This window comes from Pseudomonas petroselini, assembly GCF_045037875.1.
Classification (GTDB): Bacteria; Pseudomonadota; Gammaproteobacteria; order Pseudomonadales; family Pseudomonadaceae; genus Aquipseudomonas; species Aquipseudomonas petroselini.
The window spans coordinates 2,692,804-2,712,013 of record NZ_CP173614.1 but is presented as its reverse complement, the minus strand read 5'-3'; the positions used below and the strand labels follow the sequence as shown (position 1 = coordinate 2,712,013).

18 protein-coding genes are annotated in these 19,210 nt (G+C 61.2%); 10 read left to right on the top strand and 8 right to left on the bottom strand.

What is annotated here, in order from left to right; all coding sequences use genetic code 11:
- Window positions 1–84: 84 nt before the first annotated feature.
- On the top strand, window positions 85–1,296 hold the full coding sequence (locus tag ACI512_RS12695) for a pyridoxal phosphate-dependent aminotransferase (RefSeq protein WP_012723006.1): 1,212 nt from the start codon (window positions 85–87) through the stop codon (window positions 1,294–1,296).
- Between the two features lie 304 nt (window positions 1,297–1,600).
- Entirely contained in the window at window positions 1,601–2,488 is an 888-nt protein-coding gene (gene htpX / locus ACI512_RS12690; RefSeq protein ID WP_012723005.1) for a protease HtpX, read from the top strand.
- Window positions 2,489–3,812: 1,324 nt separating this feature from the next.
- Here htpX and ACI512_RS12685 read toward each other — a convergent pair.
- Window positions 3,813–4,469: a thiopurine S-methyltransferase gene (locus ACI512_RS12685; RefSeq protein ID WP_236383616.1), complete on the bottom strand. Its 657-nt coding sequence runs from the start codon at window positions 4,467–4,469 to the stop codon at window positions 3,813–3,815.
- Window positions 4,470–4,572: 103 nt separating this feature from the next.
- On the opposite strand from ACI512_RS12685, the gene ACI512_RS12680 reads away from it, so the two are divergent.
- Window positions 4,573–5,340, top strand: a complete 768-nt coding sequence (locus tag ACI512_RS12680; RefSeq protein ID WP_046035030.1) for a class III extradiol ring-cleavage dioxygenase — start codon at window positions 4,573–4,575, stop codon at window positions 5,338–5,340.
- A gap of 123 nt (window positions 5,341–5,463) precedes the next feature.
- Here the strand turns inward: ACI512_RS12680 and ACI512_RS12675 are convergent, their stop codons facing one another.
- Window positions 5,464–7,137, bottom strand: a complete 1,674-nt coding sequence (locus ACI512_RS12675) for a DEAD/DEAH box helicase (RefSeq protein ID WP_003233351.1) — start codon at window positions 7,135–7,137, stop codon at window positions 5,464–5,466.
- A gap of 423 nt (window positions 7,138–7,560) precedes the next feature.
- Here ACI512_RS12675 and ACI512_RS12670 point away from each other — a divergent pair, with 423 nt between their 5' ends.
- On the top strand, window positions 7,561–8,352 hold the full coding sequence (locus ACI512_RS12670; protein ID WP_236383618.1) for a crotonase/enoyl-CoA hydratase family protein: 792 nt from the start codon (window positions 7,561–7,563) through the stop codon (window positions 8,350–8,352).
- Between the two features lie 103 nt (window positions 8,353–8,455).
- Here ACI512_RS12670 and ACI512_RS12665 read toward each other — a convergent pair whose 3' ends face one another.
- Window positions 8,456–9,211: a spermidine synthase gene (locus ACI512_RS12665; protein WP_064052378.1), complete on the bottom strand. Its 756-nt coding sequence runs from the start codon at window positions 9,209–9,211 to the stop codon at window positions 8,456–8,458.
- Between the two features lie 124 nt (window positions 9,212–9,335).
- On the opposite strand from ACI512_RS12665, the gene ACI512_RS12660 reads away from it, so the two are divergent.
- Window positions 9,336–10,682 (top strand): class II 3-deoxy-7-phosphoheptulonate synthase, encoded by a 1,347-nt coding sequence (locus tag ACI512_RS12660; RefSeq protein ID WP_236383621.1) that lies wholly within the window; start codon window positions 9,336–9,338, stop codon window positions 10,680–10,682.
- 118 nt (window positions 10,683–10,800) lie between these two features.
- Here ACI512_RS12660 and ACI512_RS12655 read toward each other — a convergent pair whose 3' ends face one another.
- Window positions 10,801–12,030 (bottom strand): winged helix-turn-helix domain-containing protein, encoded by a 1,230-nt coding sequence (locus ACI512_RS12655; RefSeq protein ID WP_236381818.1) that lies wholly within the window; start codon window positions 12,028–12,030, stop codon window positions 10,801–10,803.
- Window positions 12,031–12,075: 45 nt separating this feature from the next.
- Complete coding sequence (locus tag ACI512_RS12650) at window positions 12,076–12,282, bottom strand: DUF1127 domain-containing protein (protein WP_064052375.1); 207 nt, start codon at window positions 12,280–12,282, stop codon at window positions 12,076–12,078.
- 97 nt (window positions 12,283–12,379) lie between these two features.
- On the opposite strand from ACI512_RS12650, the gene ACI512_RS12645 reads away from it, so the two are divergent.
- Entirely contained in the window at window positions 12,380–13,234 is an 855-nt protein-coding gene (locus ACI512_RS12645) for a LysR family transcriptional regulator (protein ID WP_236381820.1), read from the top strand.
- Here the strand turns inward: ACI512_RS12645 and ACI512_RS12640 are convergent.
- Window positions 13,224–13,973, bottom strand: a complete 750-nt coding sequence (locus ACI512_RS12640; RefSeq protein WP_231807924.1) for a sulfite exporter TauE/SafE family protein — start codon at window positions 13,971–13,973, stop codon at window positions 13,224–13,226. The two genes, ACI512_RS12645 and ACI512_RS12640, sit on opposite strands and share 11 nt — an antisense overlap.
- A 109-nt stretch (window positions 13,974–14,082) precedes the next feature.
- Between ACI512_RS12640 and ACI512_RS12635 the strand changes: the two genes are divergently transcribed.
- The 4 genes from ACI512_RS12635 to ACI512_RS12620 all read left to right on the top strand — a co-directional run bounded on the left by ACI512_RS12635 (window position 14,083) and on the right by ACI512_RS12620 (window position 17,264).
- Window positions 14,083–15,033 (top strand): LysR family transcriptional regulator, encoded by a 951-nt coding sequence (locus ACI512_RS12635; protein ID WP_049709297.1) that lies wholly within the window; start codon window positions 14,083–14,085, stop codon window positions 15,031–15,033.
- Window positions 15,034–15,112: 79 nt separating this feature from the next.
- The gene (locus ACI512_RS12630) at window positions 15,113–15,565 is read left to right on the top strand and encodes a MarR family winged helix-turn-helix transcriptional regulator (RefSeq protein ID WP_231807923.1); all 453 of its coding nucleotides are present in this window, start codon (window positions 15,113–15,115) and stop codon (window positions 15,563–15,565) included.
- Between the two features lie 234 nt (window positions 15,566–15,799).
- Window positions 15,800–16,219, top strand: a complete 420-nt coding sequence (locus ACI512_RS12625) for an organic hydroperoxide resistance protein (RefSeq protein ID WP_012722993.1) — start codon at window positions 15,800–15,802, stop codon at window positions 16,217–16,219.
- A 28-nt stretch (window positions 16,220–16,247) separates the two neighbouring features.
- A complete protein-coding gene (locus tag ACI512_RS12620) occupies window positions 16,248–17,264 on the top strand; it encodes an alpha/beta hydrolase fold domain-containing protein (protein ID WP_236381822.1) in 1,017 nt (338 codons plus the stop codon).
- Window positions 17,265–17,328: 64 nt separating this feature from the next.
- Here ACI512_RS12620 and ACI512_RS12615 read toward each other — a convergent pair whose 3' ends face one another.
- The gene (locus ACI512_RS12615; protein WP_003172723.1) at window positions 17,329–17,901 is read right to left on the bottom strand and encodes an elongation factor P; all 573 of its coding nucleotides are present in this window, start codon (window positions 17,899–17,901) and stop codon (window positions 17,329–17,331) included.
- A gap of 49 nt (window positions 17,902–17,950) precedes the next feature.
- The gene (gene earP / locus ACI512_RS12610; protein WP_236381831.1) at window positions 17,951–19,084 is read right to left on the bottom strand and encodes an elongation factor P maturation arginine rhamnosyltransferase EarP; all 1,134 of its coding nucleotides are present in this window, start codon (window positions 19,082–19,084) and stop codon (window positions 17,951–17,953) included.
- Window positions 19,085–19,210: the final 126 nt, after the last annotated feature.

Below are 19,210 nucleotides of genomic sequence, written 5' to 3'. Positions count from 1 at the left end.
TATTTATGGGTGCGGCCTGCGCAGGATTCAACGTACGGTAGTGCCCACACCGTCTGGATCGTTCATTTTCAGGATCACATCGCCATGCAGGTCAGCAAATCGAACAAGCTCGCCAACGTCTGCTACGACATTCGCGGCCCAGTGCTCAAGCACGCCAAGCGCCTGGAAGAGGAAGGCCATCGCATCCTCAAGCTGAACATCGGCAACCCGGCGCCCTTTGGTTTCGAAGCGCCGGACGAAATCCTCCAGGACGTGATCCGCAACCTGCCCACCGCCCAGGGCTACAGTGACTCCAAGGGCCTGTTCAGCGCGCGCAAGGCGGTGATGCAGTACTACCAGCAGAAGCAGGTCGAAGGTGTCGGCATCGAAGACATCTACCTGGGCAATGGTGTGTCCGAGCTGATCGTGATGTCCATGCAGGCGCTGCTCAACAATGGCGACGAAGTCCTGGTACCCGCGCCGGACTACCCGCTGTGGACCGCCGCCGTGACCCTGGCCGGTGGCCACCCGGTGCACTACCTGTGTGACGAAGGCGCCGACTGGTTCCCGGACCTGGCCGACATCAAGGCCAAGATCACCCCGAATACCAAAGCCCTGGTGATCATCAACCCAAACAACCCCACAGGCGCGGTGTACTCCAAGGAAGTGTTGCTGGGCATGCTCGAGCTGGCACGCCAGCACAACCTGGTGGTGTTCTCCGACGAGATCTACGACAAGATCCTCTACGACGATGCGGTGCATATCTGCACCGGTTCCCTGGCGCCGGACCTGCTGTGCCTGACCTTCAACGGCCTGTCGAAGTCCTACCGCGTGGCGGGCTTCCGCTCCGGCTGGATCGCCATTTCCGGGCCCAAGCACAACGCCCAGAGCTACATCGAAGGCATCGACATGCTGGCCAACATGCGCCTGTGCGCCAACGTGCCGAGCCAACATGCGATCCAGACCGCCCTCGGCGGCTACCAGAGCATCAATGACCTGATCCTGCCCCAGGGCCGCCTGCTGGAACAGCGCAACCGTACGTGGGAGCTGCTCAATGCGATCCCGGGCGTGAGCTGCGTGAAGCCCATGGGGGCGCTGTATGCCTTCCCGCGGATCGACCCGAAGGTCTGCCCGATCCTCAACGACGAGAAGTTCGTGCTCGACCTGCTGCTGTCGGAAAAATTGCTGGTGGTGCAAGGCACCGCGTTCAACTGGCCGTGGCCGGACCACTTCCGCGTGGTGACCTTGCCGCGTGTGGATGACCTGGACATGGCCATTGGTCGCATCGGCAACTTCCTCAAGTCCTATCGCCAGTAATGGAAACGGCGCTGTGCGACCGACAGTCGGTCGTACAGCGAGTATCTGGCAACACTTCTCTGCCCTTTCCTCGCTTCAACACTTCGCGGGACTCGCAAAAGCCACCCGCCCCCTATAATTACAGGGCTGCAAGGCACCGACGAGCCGATCAAGGGGCCTTTTCCCTCTCGGAAAATCCCTTCAAGGCTCTACGTTCTGGCTGTAGGACACAGTTTGAAATAGTCGCTCGGTTGAATCACCCCATGCCGCACCTTATATACCCCGCAGTACGCGACATATTAAGCATGAGGAGAACTCTACAACCATGATGCGCATCCTGCTGTTCTTGGCCACTAACCTTGCGGTCGTGCTGATTGCCAGCATCACCTTGAGCCTTTTCGGCTTCAACGGGTTCATGGCGGCCAACGGGGTTGACCTGAACCTCAATCAGCTGCTGGTTTTCTGTGCGGTCTTTGGTTTCGCCGGCTCGTTGTTCTCGCTGTTCATCTCCAAGTGGATGGCGAAGATGAGCACCAGCACCCAGGTCATCACCCAGCCACGTACCCGGCATGAACAATGGTTGCTGCAAACCGTCGAGCAGTTGTCCCGCGAGGCGGGGATCAAGATGCCCGAGGTCGGGATTTTCCCGGCTTACGAAGCCAACGCCTTTGCCACCGGCTGGAACAAGAACGACGCACTCGTTGCGGTCAGCCAGGGCATGCTGGAACGCTTCTCGTACGATGAAGTGAAAGCCGTGCTGGCCCACGAAATCGGCCACGTCGCCAACGGTGACATGGTCACCTTGGCACTGGTCCAGGGCGTGGTGAACACCTTCGTGATGTTTTTCGCGCGGATCATCGGCAACTTCGTCGACAAGGTGATCTTCAAGAACGAAGGCGGCCGTGGCATTGCCTACTTCGTGGCGACCATCTTCGCCGAAGTGGTGCTGGGCTTCCTGGCCAGCGCGATCACCATGTGGTTCTCGCGCAAACGGGAATTCCGCGCAGACGAAGCCGGGGCCCGCCTGGCGGGTACCGGGGCGATGATCGCAGCACTGCAACACCTGCGCTCCGAACAGGGCCTGCCGGTGCATATGCCGGACAGCCTGACCGCCTTCGGCATCAACGGCGGCATCAAACAGGGCATGGCTCGCCTGTTCATGAGCCACCCACCGTTGGAAGAGCGTATCGACGCACTGCGCCGTCGGGGCTGATGGCAAGGTGACACAAGAAGGGGCGATCTGATCGCCCCTTTTTTGTGGGCGCTTCTATCGTCATCGTGGGCAAGCCCGGCTCCCACAGGCGTAAGCGGGCAAATGTGGAAATCGGGCTTACCCGCAATGGCCATAGGTATCCACACAATTTTGCAGCAACCAACACTCTAACCACGATGCGAAGCGAGCCGCTCTTGATCCTGATCTTGATCTTGATCTCGCTTTTGATCTCAGGCGCCCCGTCAAACACGCTGGCCGGAATTCGACAGGGATTTGGGGGGTAAACCGGCAGGGATGCCGGTTTAGCCGCCCCGCGCCATGGATGGCGCGTGGCGGCGGCCCCCCAAATACCTGGCGGATTACGGGCACACCGAGCGTGAGCGAGGTGCCGAGTGTTGGGGCAAGAGCGTTTTGCTTACTTTTGCGCTCTTCAAAAGTGAGCCGCTGTAAAAGCGGAACCCATACCAGCCGTTACCTAAATAACGGATATGTACCCGGTCTGATCCAACATCCTGGTCGTCTGTCAGGCCGCCAGCGGGAGCAAGCTCCCTCGCCACAGGTCCTGCGCCATACACCAGGGTGGTGTAGATACCGAGGCCCCGATGGCGCTGAATCAGTCACCTGATTAATCGACTTACACGCTGCTATCGGGGGCAAGCCCCCTCCCACATTTGGATCGCGGTCTAACCGTTAGATGGCGCGCGTCTGCCAGGCCGTCAGCGGGAGCAAGCTCCCTCGCCACAGGTCCAGCGCCATAGCCAGAATTGTGTAGATGCCCAAGCCCCGATGGCGCTGAATCAGTCACCTGATTAATCGACTGACACGCTGCTATCGGGGGCAAGCCCCCTCCCACATTTGGATCGCGGTCTAACCGTTAGATGGCGCTCGTCTGCCAGGCCGCCAGCGGGAGCAAGCTCCCTCGCCACAGGTCCTGCGCCATACCCAGGGTGGTGTAGATACCGAGGCCCCGATGGCGCTGAATCAGTCACCTGATTAATCGACTGACACACCGCTATCGGGGGCAAGCCCCCTCCCACATTTGGATCGCGGTCTAACCGTTAGATGGCGCTCGTCTGCCAGGCCGTCAGCGGGAGCAAGCTCCCTCGCCACAGGTCCAGCGCCATAGCCAGAATTGTGTAGATGCCCAAGCCCCGATGGCGCTGAATCAGTCACCTGATTAATCGACTGACACGCCGCTATCGGGGGCAAGCCCCCTCCCACATTTGGATCGCGGTCTAACCGTTAGATGGCGCGCGTCTGCCAGGCCGTCAGCGGGAGCAAGCTCCCTCGCCACAGGTCCAGTGCCGCGCACGAACTGCCCCGGTCAACGCATAACCAGCCGATAGACACGCTCATCAAGCCGCGTAACGCCATCCTGCACAAACTTCCAACTCTCGCCCAGGATGTCTCGCTCCTCCAACACCTCCAAGGTCCATTTCAAACCAAACAGCACCGCTACTTCGTCATCCGTCACCGCAAACGGCGGCCCGGCCTTTTGGGTCTGGTCATAATCAAGGGTGACCAACAGCCCCTGACACCCTGGGCGCAGCAAAGTGTTCAGATGTTCGGCGTATTGCGCACGCATCAGCGGCGGCAAGGCGATCAATGCAGCGCGATCATATAGCGCGGTGCAGTCGGCCAGATCCTCGGCGCCCAGGGCGAAGAAATCGCCGCACCACACCTCAAGCAAATCCGCCTGGTACACCGTGAAGGCGCCGCGCCGGGTGATGTGTGGCGTCAGGCTCTGCTCGCTGAAAAACGTTTCGACGGCCTGCTCCGACAGTTCCACGCCCATGACGCGCAACCCATGACTGGCCAGCCACATCAGGTCCAGGCTTTTGCCACACAGCGGCACCAGCACTTTGGCGTCATCGGCCAGGGACAGATGCGACCAATGCCGCAGCAGGTACGGATTGACCTCGGGCAAGTGAAAGCCGATCTGATTGCGCGCCCAGCGCTCTTGCCAAAACTTAGGCTCCATGGATCCCCCCGGAAATTCGATCAAAAGGCACTAAAACTTATATTAGATTTAGATCAATGATCTGATTGAAGATGGGCCCATGTTAACGCTCAGGACCCCACTTATGCTCCCCAGCCTGTTTATCTCTCACGGTTCGCCCATGCTTGCCCTGCAACCCGGCGCCAGCGGCCCGGCATTGCAGCGTCTGGCTGCCGAGCTGCCACGGCCCAAGGCGATCGTGGTGGTGTCGGCACACTGGGAGAGTCATGAACTGCTGGTCAGCGGCAGCCCCGCGCCTGAAACCTGGCATGACTTCGGCGGCTTCCCTCGCGAACTGTTTGCGGTGCAGTACCCAGCGCCGGGCGATCCGCAACTGGCCAGCGAGGTTGTCCAACTGCTGCATACCGATGGCCTGAATGCACGCATAGACGAGCGCCGCCCGTTTGACCACGGCACCTGGGTGCCACTCTCGCTGATGTACCCGGCGGCTGACATTCCGGTGGTGCAAGTGTCCCTGCCCAGCCGTATGGGCCCTGCCCTACAGACACGCGTCGGGCATGCCTTGAGCAGTCTGCGTGAGCAAGGCGTGTTGTTGATCGGCTCGGGCAGCATCACCCATAACCTGGGCGAACTGGACTGGCACGCAGGGGCCGAAAGCATTGAGCCGTGGGCACGGGACTTCCGTGACTGGGTGGTGGATAAGCTGGCCGCCAATGATGAGGCTGCATTGCATGACTATCGCCGACAGGCGCCCCATGCGGTGCGCAGTCATCCCAGCGATGAGCACCTGCTGCCGCTGTATTTCGCGCGGGGCGCCGGTGGCGATTTCAGCGTGGCGCACCAGGGCTTCACGCTGGGCGCGCTGGGGATGGACATCTACCGTTTCGGCTGATGGAAATCGAACTGTGGGGCTTGCTCCCACCGTTGACCGAGTGCTGATCCAGAAATGCCAGGCAAAAAAATCCCCGAACCAGTCGGGGATTTTTTATGTTCGATCAATCAGCCCAAGGGCGGATCAATCTTCGCGGTAGCGACGCAGCTTCAGCTGCTTACCGGCAACGCGGGTGTCTTTCAGCTTGGTCAGCAGTTTTTCCAGACCGTCTTCCGGCAGCTCCACCAGGGAGAAGCTGTCACGCACCTGGATGCGACCGATGGCTTCACGTGCCAGGCCACCCTCGTTGAGGATAGCGCCCAACAGGTTCTTGGCAGCGATGCCATCACGCGCGCCCAGCGCGGTACGGCAGCGAGCACGGCCTTCAGCCAATGGAACCGGAGCACGACGCTCACGATCACCACGGTCCGGACGGTCACCGGTACGCTCTGGACGATCACCGCGTGGCGCGTTGTTCGGCACCAGTGGACGTTCTTTCTCGATGGCTGCCAGGGTCAGGGCCTGACCGTTGGTGGCTTTGCGCAGCAGGGCTGCAGCCAGGGCACGCGGGGTGCAACCGATATCGGCGGTCAGGCGGTCCAGCAGGTCGCCGTGGGTCGATTCAGCGTCAGCCACCAGTGGCGCCAGGCTGTTGGTCAGTTTCTTGATGCGCGCATCCAGGACTGCCTGGGCATCCGGCAGGCGGACTTCGGCGACTTTCTGGCCGGTTACACGCTCGATCACTTGCAGCATGCGGCGCTCACGTGGAGTCACCAGCAGCAGTGCACGGCCTTCGCGACCGGCACGGCCGGTACGGCCGATACGGTGAACGTAGGACTCTGGGTCGTACGGCATGTCAACGTTGAACACGTGGGTGATACGTGGAACGTCGAGACCACGGGCGGCAACGTCGGTCGCCACAACGATGTCCAGACGGCCATCCTTGAGGGAGTCGATCACGCGCTCACGTTGGTTCTGGGCGATGTCACCGTTCAGCGCAGCGGCTTTATAGCCTTTGGCTTCCAGGGCACTGGCCAGGTCCAGGGTCGCTTGCTTGGTACGCACGAACATGATCAGGGCGTCGAAGTCTTCGACTTCCAGCAGGCTCAATACAGCCGAGGTCTTCTGGTCAGCGTGAACCAACAGGTGAGCCTGTTCGATCGCGGTAACGGTCTGAGTCTTGGTCTGGATCTTCACGTGTTGCGGATCGCGCAGGTGGCGCTCGGCAATGGCACGGATCGACTGTGGCAGGGTGGCCGAGAACAGTACGGTCTGACGGGTTGGTGGCAGCGCCTTGAAGATGACTTCCAGGTCATCCATGAAGCCCAGCTTCAACATTTCGTCAGCTTCGTCGAGAACCAGGTGGTTCACGGTCGACAAGACTTTCTCGTCACGACGCAGGTGGTCGCACAGACGGCCCGGGGTGGCGACAACGATCTGTGCGCCGTTACGGATAGCTTTGAGTTGTGGGCCCATAGGCGCGCCGCCGTAAACGGCCACAACGGTTACGCCTGGCATTTGCTTGGCGTAGGTTTCAAAAGCGGTTGCTACTTGCAGCGCCAACTCACGGGTTGGCGCCAGGATCAGGGCTTGCGGTTCGCGCTTGGCAGGATCGATGCAATGCAGGATAGGCAGGGCGAACGCGGCGGTTTTACCGGTACCGGTTTGCGCCTGGCCAATCATGTCCTGGCCGGCCATGATGATCGGGATCGATTGCTGCTGAATCGCCGAAGGTTCTTCGTAGCCGGTCGCGATGACGGCAGCGAGAATGTTCGGGTTAAGATTAAAAGCGGCGAAGCCGCCGGTTTCCTGGGTCATGGGTCTGCCTCTAAGTGCATCCGCAAAGACCCATGCTCCAAAGCTGCGCATGCCGTGTTGAGACTCAAGAGTCGCCCTGGCTGCTTTGTCGGCGGGGATTTGCGAAAACGAATGAATGAAAAAGATTCGTCAAGGGAGAGTCCGCTGTGCGGACGTGCAGCCGAAGCTGACTTCGGGGAATTGCGCTACCTAAACGCGGCCCGGTTAAAGGCCGGCGCGCACTATACCGGAAATAGCTGAAAAAGGGAGCTTTTTTTATCGCAAAGCACTGATAAACCGAGCTGCGTCACAGCCTTTGCAGAGAACACCGGCAGGGTCTATTTTTCAAAGGCCCGGCCCTGCTGGTCATAACGCTTAAACGGTTCACCCGACCTTTCAGGCCCTTTGGTCTGAAACCCTTCCCCGCGCCCGAGGGCACCCCCGATGAATCCAGCCAGCAGCAGCCACGTCAGCCGAGAACTCCAGGGCCATGTCCTGTTGCTGGGCCTGGACCGGGTGGCCAAACGCAACGCTTTCGACTTGGACCTGCTCAATGAGCTAAGCCTGGCGTATGGCGAATTTGATCGAAATGACGACGCGCGGGTGGCGGTGGTGTTTGCCCACGGCGATCACTTCACGGCCGGGCTGGACCTGGCCAATGTCAGCGGCGTGATGGCCGGTGGCTGGCAACCGCCGCTGGGTGGGTGTGATCCCTGGGGCGTGTTTGCCGGGCCGCGCGTGAGCAAACCGGTAATCGTCGCGGCCCAAGGCTACTGCCTGACGATCGGTATCGAGTTGATGCTGGCGGCGGATATCAATCTTTGCGCGAGCAACACGCGCTTTGCGCAGATGGAAGTTCAGCGTGGCATCTTTCCGTTCGGCGGCGCGACGTTGCGCTTTCATCAGGTCGCTGGCTGGGGCAACGCGATGCGCTGGCTGCTCACCGGCGATGAGTTCGACGCCCATGACGCGCTGCGCCTGGGTTTGGTGCAGGAAGTGATGGCCAGCGAAGACCTGCTGCCGCGCGCCGTCGAATTGGCCCACCGCATCGCCCGTCAGGCGCCGCTGGGTGTGCAGGCCACGTTGATGTCAGCCCGGCTGGCGCGCATGGAAGGTGAAACCGTGGCGGCGGCCGCGTTGCCGCCGATGGTGGATAAACTGCTCAACAGCGAGGATGCCAAGGAAGGCGTGCGGGCGATGGTCGAGAAGCGGCCGGGGGTGTTCAAGGGCATTTGAGTTCAGGCAGTGATAGCCTCATCGGGGGCAAGCCCCCTCCCACATTCGACCGCATTCCAAACTGTGGGAGGGGGCTTGCCCCCGATGGCGTCGGTGCAGACAACTAAGTTGCCGGCCGAATCGCCTTGATCAACGGCTGCAACGAGTACCCCAACCGCGGCGCCAACGCTTCGGCACGGTCCGAGAGCGCGCCCCTGTCCAGTTCCTGGTCCAGCTCGGACGGCACCAACAGAATCACATTGCCCTCCTTCACCGGCAGTTCCCAATAATGGCGATGGTACAAGCCACGCAACAACGCTGCGCCCAGCGGCTTGCCATCGTCGGTCGCCCACTGGTTGATCACCAGCCAGCCGCCGGGGTTGAGTTTTTTCTGGCAGTTCTCCAGGAACGTCCACGCCAGGTGCCCGACGCCGGGGCCGACATCGGTATAAAGGTCGACGAAAATCAGGTCGGCCGATTCGGCGCTGTCGAGTAACTCCAGCGCGTCGCCGACGCGGATGTACAAACGCGGGTCGTCATCCAGCCCCAGATACTCGATGGCCAGGCGCGGCACATCGGGGCGCAGTTCGATGGCTTCTACATCTTCCAGCGGCAGGAACTTCAGGCACGCCTGGGTCAGCGTGCCGGCGCCCAGGCCAAGGAACAGCGCGCTTTCCGGCTGCTCATGGCACAGCGCACCAATCAGCATCGCGCGGGTGTAGTCGTACTCCAGCCAGCTTGGGTCGGCAGTGAACACGCAGCTTTGCTCGATGGCGTCGCCAAACTCGAGAAAACGGTAATCTGCCACTTCGAGCACACGGATCATGCCGAAATCATCATGGACTTCAGCCAGCAGGCGCTCGACACGCTCCTCGGTCATCACTACTCCTAACGGGTTTGCTACACGGCAAAGGCGCGATTGTCGGCGAACCGGCGGCAACAGGTCACGCACTAATTGCTGATAACATTGGCACCCGACCGTCAACCACCCAATCGAGTTCATGATGAGCCAACCCTGGAGCCCCGACAGCTGGCGCGCCCTGCCAATCCAGCAACAACCCCAGTACCCGGACGCTGCGCACTTGCTGCACGTGGAGCAAAGCCTGGCCAGCTACCCGCCGCTGGTGTTCGCCGGGGAAGCCCGCGAGTTGCGCCGCCAGTTTGCCGAGGTCACCCAAGGTCGCGCGTTCCTGTTGCAAGGGGGTGACTGCGCCGAGAGTTTTGCCGAGTTCTCCGCCGCAAAAATCCGCGACACCTTCAAGGTGCTGCTGCAGATGGCCATTGTGATGACCTTCGCGGCCGGTTGCCCGGTGGTCAAAGTGGGGCGCATGGCCGGCCAGTTCGCCAAGCCGCGTTCGGCCAACGATGAAACCATCGACGGCATCACCCTGCCCGCCTACCGTGGCGACATCGTCAACGGTATCGGCTTCGACGAAAAAAGCCGTGTGCCGGACCCGGACCGCCTATTGCAGTCCTACCACCAGTCCACCGCCACCCTGAACCTGCTGCGCGCCTTTGCCCAGGGCGGCTTCGCCGACTTGCACCAGGTGCACAAGTGGAACCTGGACTTCATCGCCAATTCCGCGCTGGCCGAAAAGTACAGCCAACTGGCCGACCGCATCGACGAAACCCTGGCGTTCATGCGCGCCTGCGGCATGGACAGTTCGCCGCAACTGCGCGAAACCAGCTTTTTCACCGCCCACGAAGCGCTGCTGCTCAACTACGAGCAAGCCTTCGTGCGCCGTGACAGCCTGACCAACGACTACTACGACTGCTCGGCCCACATGCTCTGGATCGGCGACCGCACACGCCAACTGGACGGTGCCCACGTCGAGTTCCTGCGTGGGGTGAACAACCCGATCGGGGTCAAGGTCGGCCCGAGCATGAACCCGGATGACCTGATCCGGCTGATCGACATCCTCAACCCGGACAACGACCCCGGCCGCCTGAACCTGATCGCGCGCATGGGCGCAGGCAAGGTCGGCGACCACCTGCCCCACCTGATTCGCGCGGTGCAGCGCGAAGGTAAGCAAGTGCTGTGGAGCTCGGACCCGATGCACGGCAACACCATCAAGGCCAGCAGCGGCTACAAGACCCGCGACTTTGCGCAGATCCTGGGCGAGGTGAAGGAGTTCTTCCAGGTGCATCAGGCCGAAGGCAGCTATGCCGGCGGGATTCACATCGAGATGACCGGGCAGAACGTCACCGAATGCATCGGCGGCGCGCGGCCGATCACCGAGGACGGGTTGTCGGACCGTTATCACACCCACTGCGACCCACGGATGAATGCCGATCAGTCGCTGGAATTGGCGTTTTTGATTGCCGAGACGTTGAAACAGGTGAAGCGCTGAGATTTTTAGTTGTCTTCAGGGCCTCATCGGGGGCAAGCCCCCTCCCACACTTGAATGTATTCACAGATCAAAATGTGGGAGGGACGGTGCGACGATTCGACTTGCCCCCGATGAGGCCTTAAAGACCAACATCCATGCTGATCATCGCTACCCGCAACCGGTCGGCACTCGGCCTTTGGCAATTGAGCTGCACCTGTTCCAGCCCCAGCCAGTCGGCCATTTGCCGAAGGTTCTGCGCCAGCGCCAACATGCCCTCCTCATCCAACCCCGGCTCTTCCTCATGCACCGCATGCACGGCCAGGCGCCCACTGGCGCGTTCGGCGCGTAAATCAATGCGTGCGGCGATCCGTTCATTGTGCAGAAACGGCAGCACGTAGTAGCCGTACACCCGCTTGTCTTGCGGGGTGTAGATCTCCAGGCGGTAACGGAAATCGAACAAACGCTCAGTACGCGCACGCTCCCAGACCAGCGAATCGAACGGCGACAGCAAGGCGCTGGCCGGCACCTTGCGCGGCACTTTGGGCTCGGGCAGGCAGTAAGCCGGTTGTTTCCAGCCTTGTACCTGGCACACCTGCAGTTGGCCATCCTCGACCAATTCGGCCAGGCGATTGCGGCTGTCGGCGGGGTCGAGACGGAAGTAATCGCGCAGGTCCTTCTCGGTCCCCACGCCCAGCGCAGTCGCACTGTGCAACAGCAAGCCGCGCAGGGCCTCAGCTTCAGTGACCGTGGTTTGCAGGATATCGCCGGGAATGACCCGCTCCGGCAAATCATAGAGCCGCTCAAACCCACGGCGACCGGCCACCGTGACCAAGCCTGCGGCAAACAGCCATTCCAGCGCATGTTTCTCGTCGCTCCAGTCCCACCACGGGCCGGCGCGTTCCTCTCGGGTCGACAAGCTGCCGGCCCCCAATGCGCCCTGCTCCTCAACGGTCTGCAACACACGCTGAATCGTGGCCTGCTGCTCACGCCCGAAGCGCGCCATTTGCGAATAAATGCCCTGGCCCTGCTTGGCCCGCGCCATGCGCCAGCGCATCAGCGGGTACAGCGCCATCGGCAACAGCGACGCCTCATGCCCCCAGTATTCGAACAGCGAACGCCGCCGCCCCTGGCTCCAGGCGGCTTGTTCAAGTATCAGTGGGGAGTAGTTGCCCAGACGGGAAAACAGCGGCAAGTAATGGGAGCGCACCACGGCATTGACCGAATCAATCTGCAAGACGCCCAGGCGCTCGATCATGCGGTTGAGGTGCACAGCCTTGATCAGTGCAGGCGCCTGGCGCCCGGAAAAACCCTGGGCCGCCAGCGCCATGCGTCGAGCTTGCTTGAGTGAAAACGACAGGTCGGCGGGCATGGGGTTCTCCGTGTGGGCGCGCCGACCACCCTACTGCATCCGCGATCATTTGCGCAGCGGGTCTTGCCAGAAATGCAGGTGGCGGTCCTGCTCGACGTCGCCGCGATTGAGGCCGATGTCCTTGAGTGCATCATCGCTCAAGTTCGCCAGCATCTGGCGCTCCTCATGCAGCGCCTGCCAACGGGCCACCTTCTGAAAAAGCCCGGAAAACGGACGCTTCGCCATCAATACAAACCCTCGTTGACCTTTCATCTTCTCGCCCTCCAGTGGGGATGGCGCAAGTGTGTGCCTGGGCTTAAGATCAATCCAACGAATGTTTCTTATGTAATACATCTCGGAGATTGATCAATTGTCCGGCTACCCGAGCATCGACACTGAAGTGCTGCGCACCTTCGTCGCGATCGCCGACCAGGGCGGTTTTACCCGCGCAGGCGAACTGGTCAACCGTACGCAGTCGGCGGTGAGTATGCAGATGAAGCGCCTGGAAGAAGACGTGTTGCAGCGCAAGCTGTTCAAGCGCGACGGTCGCCAGGTGCGGCTGACGCCCGAAGGCCAGGTATTACTGGGGTACGCGCGGCGCATCCTGAAACTGCACAGCGAAGTGTTCAACACCCTGCGCGAACCGCACATGGTGGGGCTGGTGCGTATCGGTACGCCCGATGACTACGTGATGCGTTTCCTGCCGGGGATTCTCAAACGGTTTTCCAAGGCGTATCCACTCATCCAGATCGAGATGCACTGCGAGGCGTCGACGGTGCTGATGCAACGTCGCGACTTGGCCCTGACGGTCATCAGCCGCGAGCCCGGCAATGAAGTCGGCGAGCTATTGCGTACCGAACGCATGGTGTGGGTGGCCGCCCCGTGCTTCTGCGTGGACGAGCACGACGCGCTGCCACTGGCGATTTCCGGGGTCGACAGTTTCTGCACCCAGTGGACCCGTGCGGCGCTGGACGCCGCCGGGCGCGATTACCGGCTGGCCTACCACAGCTCTAACGTGGCGGCGATTCAGGCCGTGGTGAGCGCCGGCCTGGCGGTGATGGTCAGCATGGAAAGCCTGGTGACGGAAGACCTGCGCATACTCGGCAGCGAAGAAGGTTTTCCGCCGCTGCCGTCGATGAATCTGCGCTTGCTACGCAACCCGGCAATGACCTCCCCCATCACCGAATGCTTGGCGGAGTACATCCTCGAAGGCTTCAGACTTTAAAGGTCAGCATCACTGCGCACACCACCAGGAAGCCGCAGAACAGACCGCGCAATACGCGCTCCGGCAGTGCATGGGCGACCTTCACGCCCCAACTGATACTGAGCAAACCGCCGACGGCCAACGGTACGCCGATCATCCAGTCCACTTCCTGGTGCCAGGCGTAAGTCACCAGTGTCACGCCGGTGCTGGGCAATGCCAACGCCAGGGACAAGCCTTGGGCAACCACTTGGGTGGTGCCGAACAGACTGGTCAGCACTGGCGTGGCGACCACCGCACCACCCACACCGAACAAACCGCCCATGGAGCCGGAGGCGGCACCCAGCACCCCAAGCCATGGCCAGGCGTAACGCATCTGCGCGGTCGGCGGCGCGTTGCGGGTGAACATGCGCAGCAGGTTGTAGGCTGAAAGCGTCAGCAGGAAAGCGATAAAGCCCATGCGCATGGCCCCCGCGTCCAGGCCCACCGCCCAGATCGAACCCAACCAGGCAAAGGTGAACCCCATGACGCCCAACGGCAGCGCATGGCGCAGCTCAATGCGGTTGCGTTGGTGATAGCGCCACAGCGCCAGCATCACGTTGGGCACCACCATCACCAGCGCTGTGCCTTGGGCCAACTGCTGATCCAGGCCGAACAGCACGCCCAGCACCGGGATTGCTATCAGCCCGCCGCCAATCCCAAACAGACCGCCCACCGTGCCGAGCGCCGCGCCCAACACCAGGTACATCACTAAATCCACCACCGTTTGTTACTCCGCAATCCCAAGCCTTGCATGCTACGCAGTCGGCTCTAGTGTGGAAACGCACAGCAACGCACAATGGCTGTGCCAATCTCGCATAAGCGGCTTTTCGATGAACCCCAATACCCTGACCGATCAACTGGGCCTGTTCCTTGATGTACTGGAGACCGGCAGCTTTTCCGCCGCCGCGCGCCGCCATCCGCTGACACCCTCGGCCGTGGCGCGGCGTATCGACAGCCTGGAAAGCTCGGTGGGCAGCCGCCTGTTCCAGCGCAGCACCCACGCGGTGGTGCCGACCCCGGCAGGCTTGGCGTTTGCCGAACGGGCGCGGCGGATTGTCAGCGAGTTGCAGCTGGCGCGGGCTGAGGCGGTGTCCCTGAGCCATGCGCCGGAGGGCCTGATTCGGGTGGACGCGCCCGCAGCGTTTGGGCGGCGGCACCTGGCGCCGGTGATTGCGGACTTCCTCAACGTGTACCCAGGCCTGGATGTGCACCTGCATTTGATCGACAGCTTTGTGGACATGCAGGGCGCGCACCTGGGCAAGGTGGACCTGGTGTTGCGCGCCGGGCATATCGTCGACACGCGGTTGATCGCCACGCCCTTGGCCAGCATCGTGCGCATCGCCTGTGCCAGCCCGGCGTATCTGAAAAGCCGTGGCACGCCACTTCATCCTCGGGAGCTGAGCGAGCACGACGGGCTCGACTGGGACGGTCTGGCGCCGATGTTCGCTTGGCGCTTCGAACTGGACGGACGCCGCGCGACTTATCGCCCACAACGCATCCGCATGAGTGCCAATAACGCCGAAGCCTTGCTGTCCGGCGCTCTGGCCGGCCTGGGTATCGCCCACCTGCCGACGTGGCTGGCCAGTGAGTACCTGGTGCGTGGCGAACTGCTGCCGCTGTTTTGCGAAAACGGCCTGCCCAGTCCGGAGACTACCGGGATCTATGCGCTGCGCCTGGAACAACAACCCAATGCGCGCAGCCGGCTGTTGCTGGAATACCTGAAAACCCGTTTCAGCCCGGTGCCGCCCTGGGACCTGGCACTGCAAAGTGGCTTGGTCTGACCGCTCGAACAGAATTATCTGGCGCATTAAAGATTTGCCCGCTAGATTCCAGCGTAGACACGCTTTTCGAGGTACCACCATGAGCAAAAACCCTGATCCCTGCGAATCACTGATGCTGGACAACCAGCTGTGTTTTGCCCTGCACTCCACTTCGCTGCTGATGACCAAGGTTTACAAGCCACTGCTGCAAGCCCTTGGCCTCACCTACCCGCAATACCTGGCCATGATGGTGCTGTGGGAAGAGGATGGGTTGACCGTCGGCGAAATCAGCAGCCGCCTGCTGACCGATCCGGGCTCGCTCACCCCCCTGCTCAAGCGCCTGGAAGCTGAAGGGCTGCTCAGCCGTACCCGCAGTCGCGAAGATGAACGGGTGGTCGTCGTGGAGTTGACCGACGCCGGCCGGGCCCTGCAGGACAAGGCCATGGGCATTCCGCAGTGCATCCTTGGCGCGAGCGGCCTGGCGCTGGAGCAACTGCGCAAGCTGCAAGTTGATTTGATCGCACTGCGCAGCAATTTGCAGAACGCAATTTAGAACAGCAAAACCATGCAATGTGGGAGGGGGCTTGCCCCCGATAGCGGAATGTCTGTCGACAGCGATGTTGACTGAGCGACCGTCATCGGGGGCAAGCCCCCTCCCACATTGCTTTCTGCTACACGAAAATATTTTATAAATTTATCTTGCGCGCTAAACATTAGCGCTATACATTCACCTCACCAACTACTTAGCGCGCAAATGTTTGGCGCTATACACAAAGAGGAAAACACTATGCAAACTCTCTATACCGCAGTCGCTACCGCCACCGGCGGCCGTGACGGTCGTGCTGTTTCCAGCGACAACATCCTCGATGTCAAACTCTCCACCCCCAAAGAACTGGGCGGTGCCGGTGGCCAGGCCACCAACCCTGAACAACTGTTCGCTGCCGGCTACTCGGCGTGCTTTATCGGCGCCCTGAAATTCGTCGCCAGCCAGACCAAACGCAAAATCCCGGATGACGCCTCGATCACTGCCCACGTCGGCATCGGCCAGATCACCGGTGGTTTCGGTCTGGATATCGACCTGCACATCAGCCTGCCGGGCCTGGCCCAGGACGACGCGCAAAGCCTGGTCGACGCCGCTCACCAAGTCTGCCCGTACTCCAACGCCACCCGTGGCAACGTCGATGTACGCCTGCACGTCACCGTCTAAATGACCTTGGCCGCCCCTGGAGAAGAACATGAACACCATTGGTAAAGCGCTCGCCGGCACCCTGCTCGCCCTGTCCATCACCCACGCCTTTGCTGCGACCGGTGAGGTCGAGCAGACCACCCAGGCGTTCCTGGATGTGTTGAACGCAGGCACCGGCAAACCGATCGAACAGCTGACGCCCAAGGACGCTCGTGCCGTACTGACCGGCGCTCAGGCCGGCGTGAAGCTCACCTTGCCCAAGGCGGATGTGAGCCAGAAGACCATTCAGGTCGATGGCAAGCCGCTGGACCTGACCATCGTGCGTCCGGCCGGGGTCAAGGGCACATTGCCTGTGTTCATGTTCTTCCACGGCGGCGGCTGGGTGCTCGGGGACTACCCGACCCATGAACGCCTGGTGCGGGACTTGGTGGTGGGTTCGGGGGCGGTGGCGGTGTTCGTCAACTACACGCCTTCGCCGGAAGCGCATTACCCGGTGGCGATCAACCAGGCCTACGGCGCGACAAAATGGGTGGCCGAGCACGGCCAAGAGATCAACGTCGACGGCAAGCGCCTGGCGGTTGCAGGCAACAGTGTCGGCGGCAACATGGCGGCGGTGGTCAGCCTGATGGCCAAGGACAAGGGCACGCCGGCGATCAAGTTCCAACTGCTGCTGTGGCCGGTGACTGACGCCAACTTCGACACCGCGTCCTACAACCAATACGCCGAAGGGCACTTCCTCACCCGTAACATGATGAAGTGGTTCTGGGACAACTACACCACCGACGCCAAGCAACGCGCCGAGATCTACGCCTCGCCGCTGCGGGCCACCCCTGACCAGCTCAAGGGCTTGCCGCCCGCGCTGATTCAGACGGCGGGAGCCGACGTGCTGCGCGATGAAGGCGAAGCCTATGCGCGCAAGCTCGACCAGGCCGGTGTACCCGTGACCGCTGTGCGCTACAACGGCATGATCCACGACTACGGTTTGCTCAACGTCGTCAGCCAGGTGCCGGCCGTACGTTCAGCCCTGCTCCAGGCCTCGGACGAGCTGAAGCAACACTTGAAGTAAAAGGTAACGCCCACAAAAAAGCCCGACTCAAGGTCGGGCTTTTTTCGTATCGGCAGGGCCAGAATTACTTCTTGGCGCGACCTTTGTACGAACCACCTTCGCGGGTGTCGATCTCGATCAGGTCGTCGATTTCGATGAAATCGGCGACTTGCAGTTCGGTACCGTTGCTCAGCTTGGCAGGCTTCATCACCTTGCCCGAAGTGTCGCCGCGAGCGGAACCTTCGGTGTAGGCCACTTTACGCACGATGGTGGTCGGCAGCTCTACGGAAACCAGGCGCTCTTCGAAGAAAATAGCTTCGCAGACGTCTTCCATGCCTTCTTCGATGAACGGTAGAACGGCTTCGATATCTTCAGCGTTCAGCTCGTACATGGTGTAGTCGGTGGTGTCCATGAACGTGTAGGTGTCGCCGCTGATGAAGGACAGGGTCGCTTCTTTGCGGTCGAGGATCACGTCGTCCAGTTTGTCATCGGCGCTGTAGACGATCTCGGTCTTGTAACCGGTCAGCAGGTTCTTCAGCTTGGTCTTCATGATTGCGCTGTTACGACCAGACTTGGTGAACTCAGCTTTCTGAACCAGCCAAGGGTCGTTTTCGAGACGGATCACTGTACCGGGTTTCAGTTCTTTACCAGTTTTCATTGCATATATCCGAAATTTGGATGGGATTTACAAAATTCAAGGTGGCGTATCATATCCAACTTTCATAAAACTGCACCAGCGCCGTCGCAAGATCGGCCTGCAAGCCCTGTTCCAGACACCATGTTTCAGCGTGCAGGCTCACCTCTGGCCAGTGTTCCAGCAGCCTTTTCCACGCTTGGGCCATATCGGCCTCGGTGTTCCAGGCTTGCCAGAGCCCGATCAGCGCCGCCCTTGCGTCCGGTGATAAGTCGGCGGTGTACAGCTCGAGGAACGCGTCGAGCTTGTCGAGATGGATGTCTTCGTCCTGTCGATAGATGTGCCACAGCAGCGGCCGACCGGCCCATTGGGCACGCACGAACGAGTCTTCGCCGCGCACGGCGTTGAAGTCGCAGCACCACAACAGCCGGTCATATTGCTCTTGGCGGACGAACGCAATCACCTGCACCGTCAGTGCTCCGCGCTGGTGGATATCCCCCGGCGCCAGCCGGTCCAGGCCCAGCCAGCGCTGCACATCGCCAAGAATGCGCCCCTCGGGAACCAACAGATGAGTGGCACGCCCGTCCGTCGATAACACCTCCAGCCAACTGGCCAGCCCAGCATTTTCGTAGGCAAACAGTGAGATCAGCCGCGCTCCGGCTGTGGGAGACACGCCCAAGGCTTGCAGGAAATGTTGCTGCGCGCTGGCATCCTGCTGAAACGCCTGACGCTGCTCCAGCAATCCCGCCTCGCGCAGCAGGCCACCGGTGCCAGGCCTGAACCCGGGAAAGAAGAAGAACTTCTGCACACCCTTGAATTTCACCGAAGGCAGCTTGTGGCAGCCCACCACCCATTCTTCGGCACTGAGGTAATCCAGGTTCATCCACAACGGCACGCGCTCGTGGGCCGCCATGGCTTCCATGTACTCAGGTGGCAACTGGCAGGCAAACGCGGCGATCACCACATCCGCCGCGGGCGCCGCCACCCATTCGGCCGGCCAATGGCGCACTTGCACGCCTTCCTGCCATTGCAGGTCTTGCCGCACATCAATGTCCGGGCACATGCGTTCGAAGGCGCGCAGGTCGTCGACCCACAAGCACACATCACAGGCATGCTCCACCACCAATTGCCGGGCCAGGCGCCAGGTCACGCCGATGTCGCCGTAGTTGTCGACGACGCTGCAAAAAATATCCCAGCGGGCTCTCATTCCGGGCTCCAACGTTCAAAGGCTCGATTGTCCGCATAAATGCACGGATGCAGAAGGCTTGATCGCGATTATTCTGCACAGTGGCTGTGCGACAATCGCCGCCACGCCGCAAATGCCCGCCAGGAG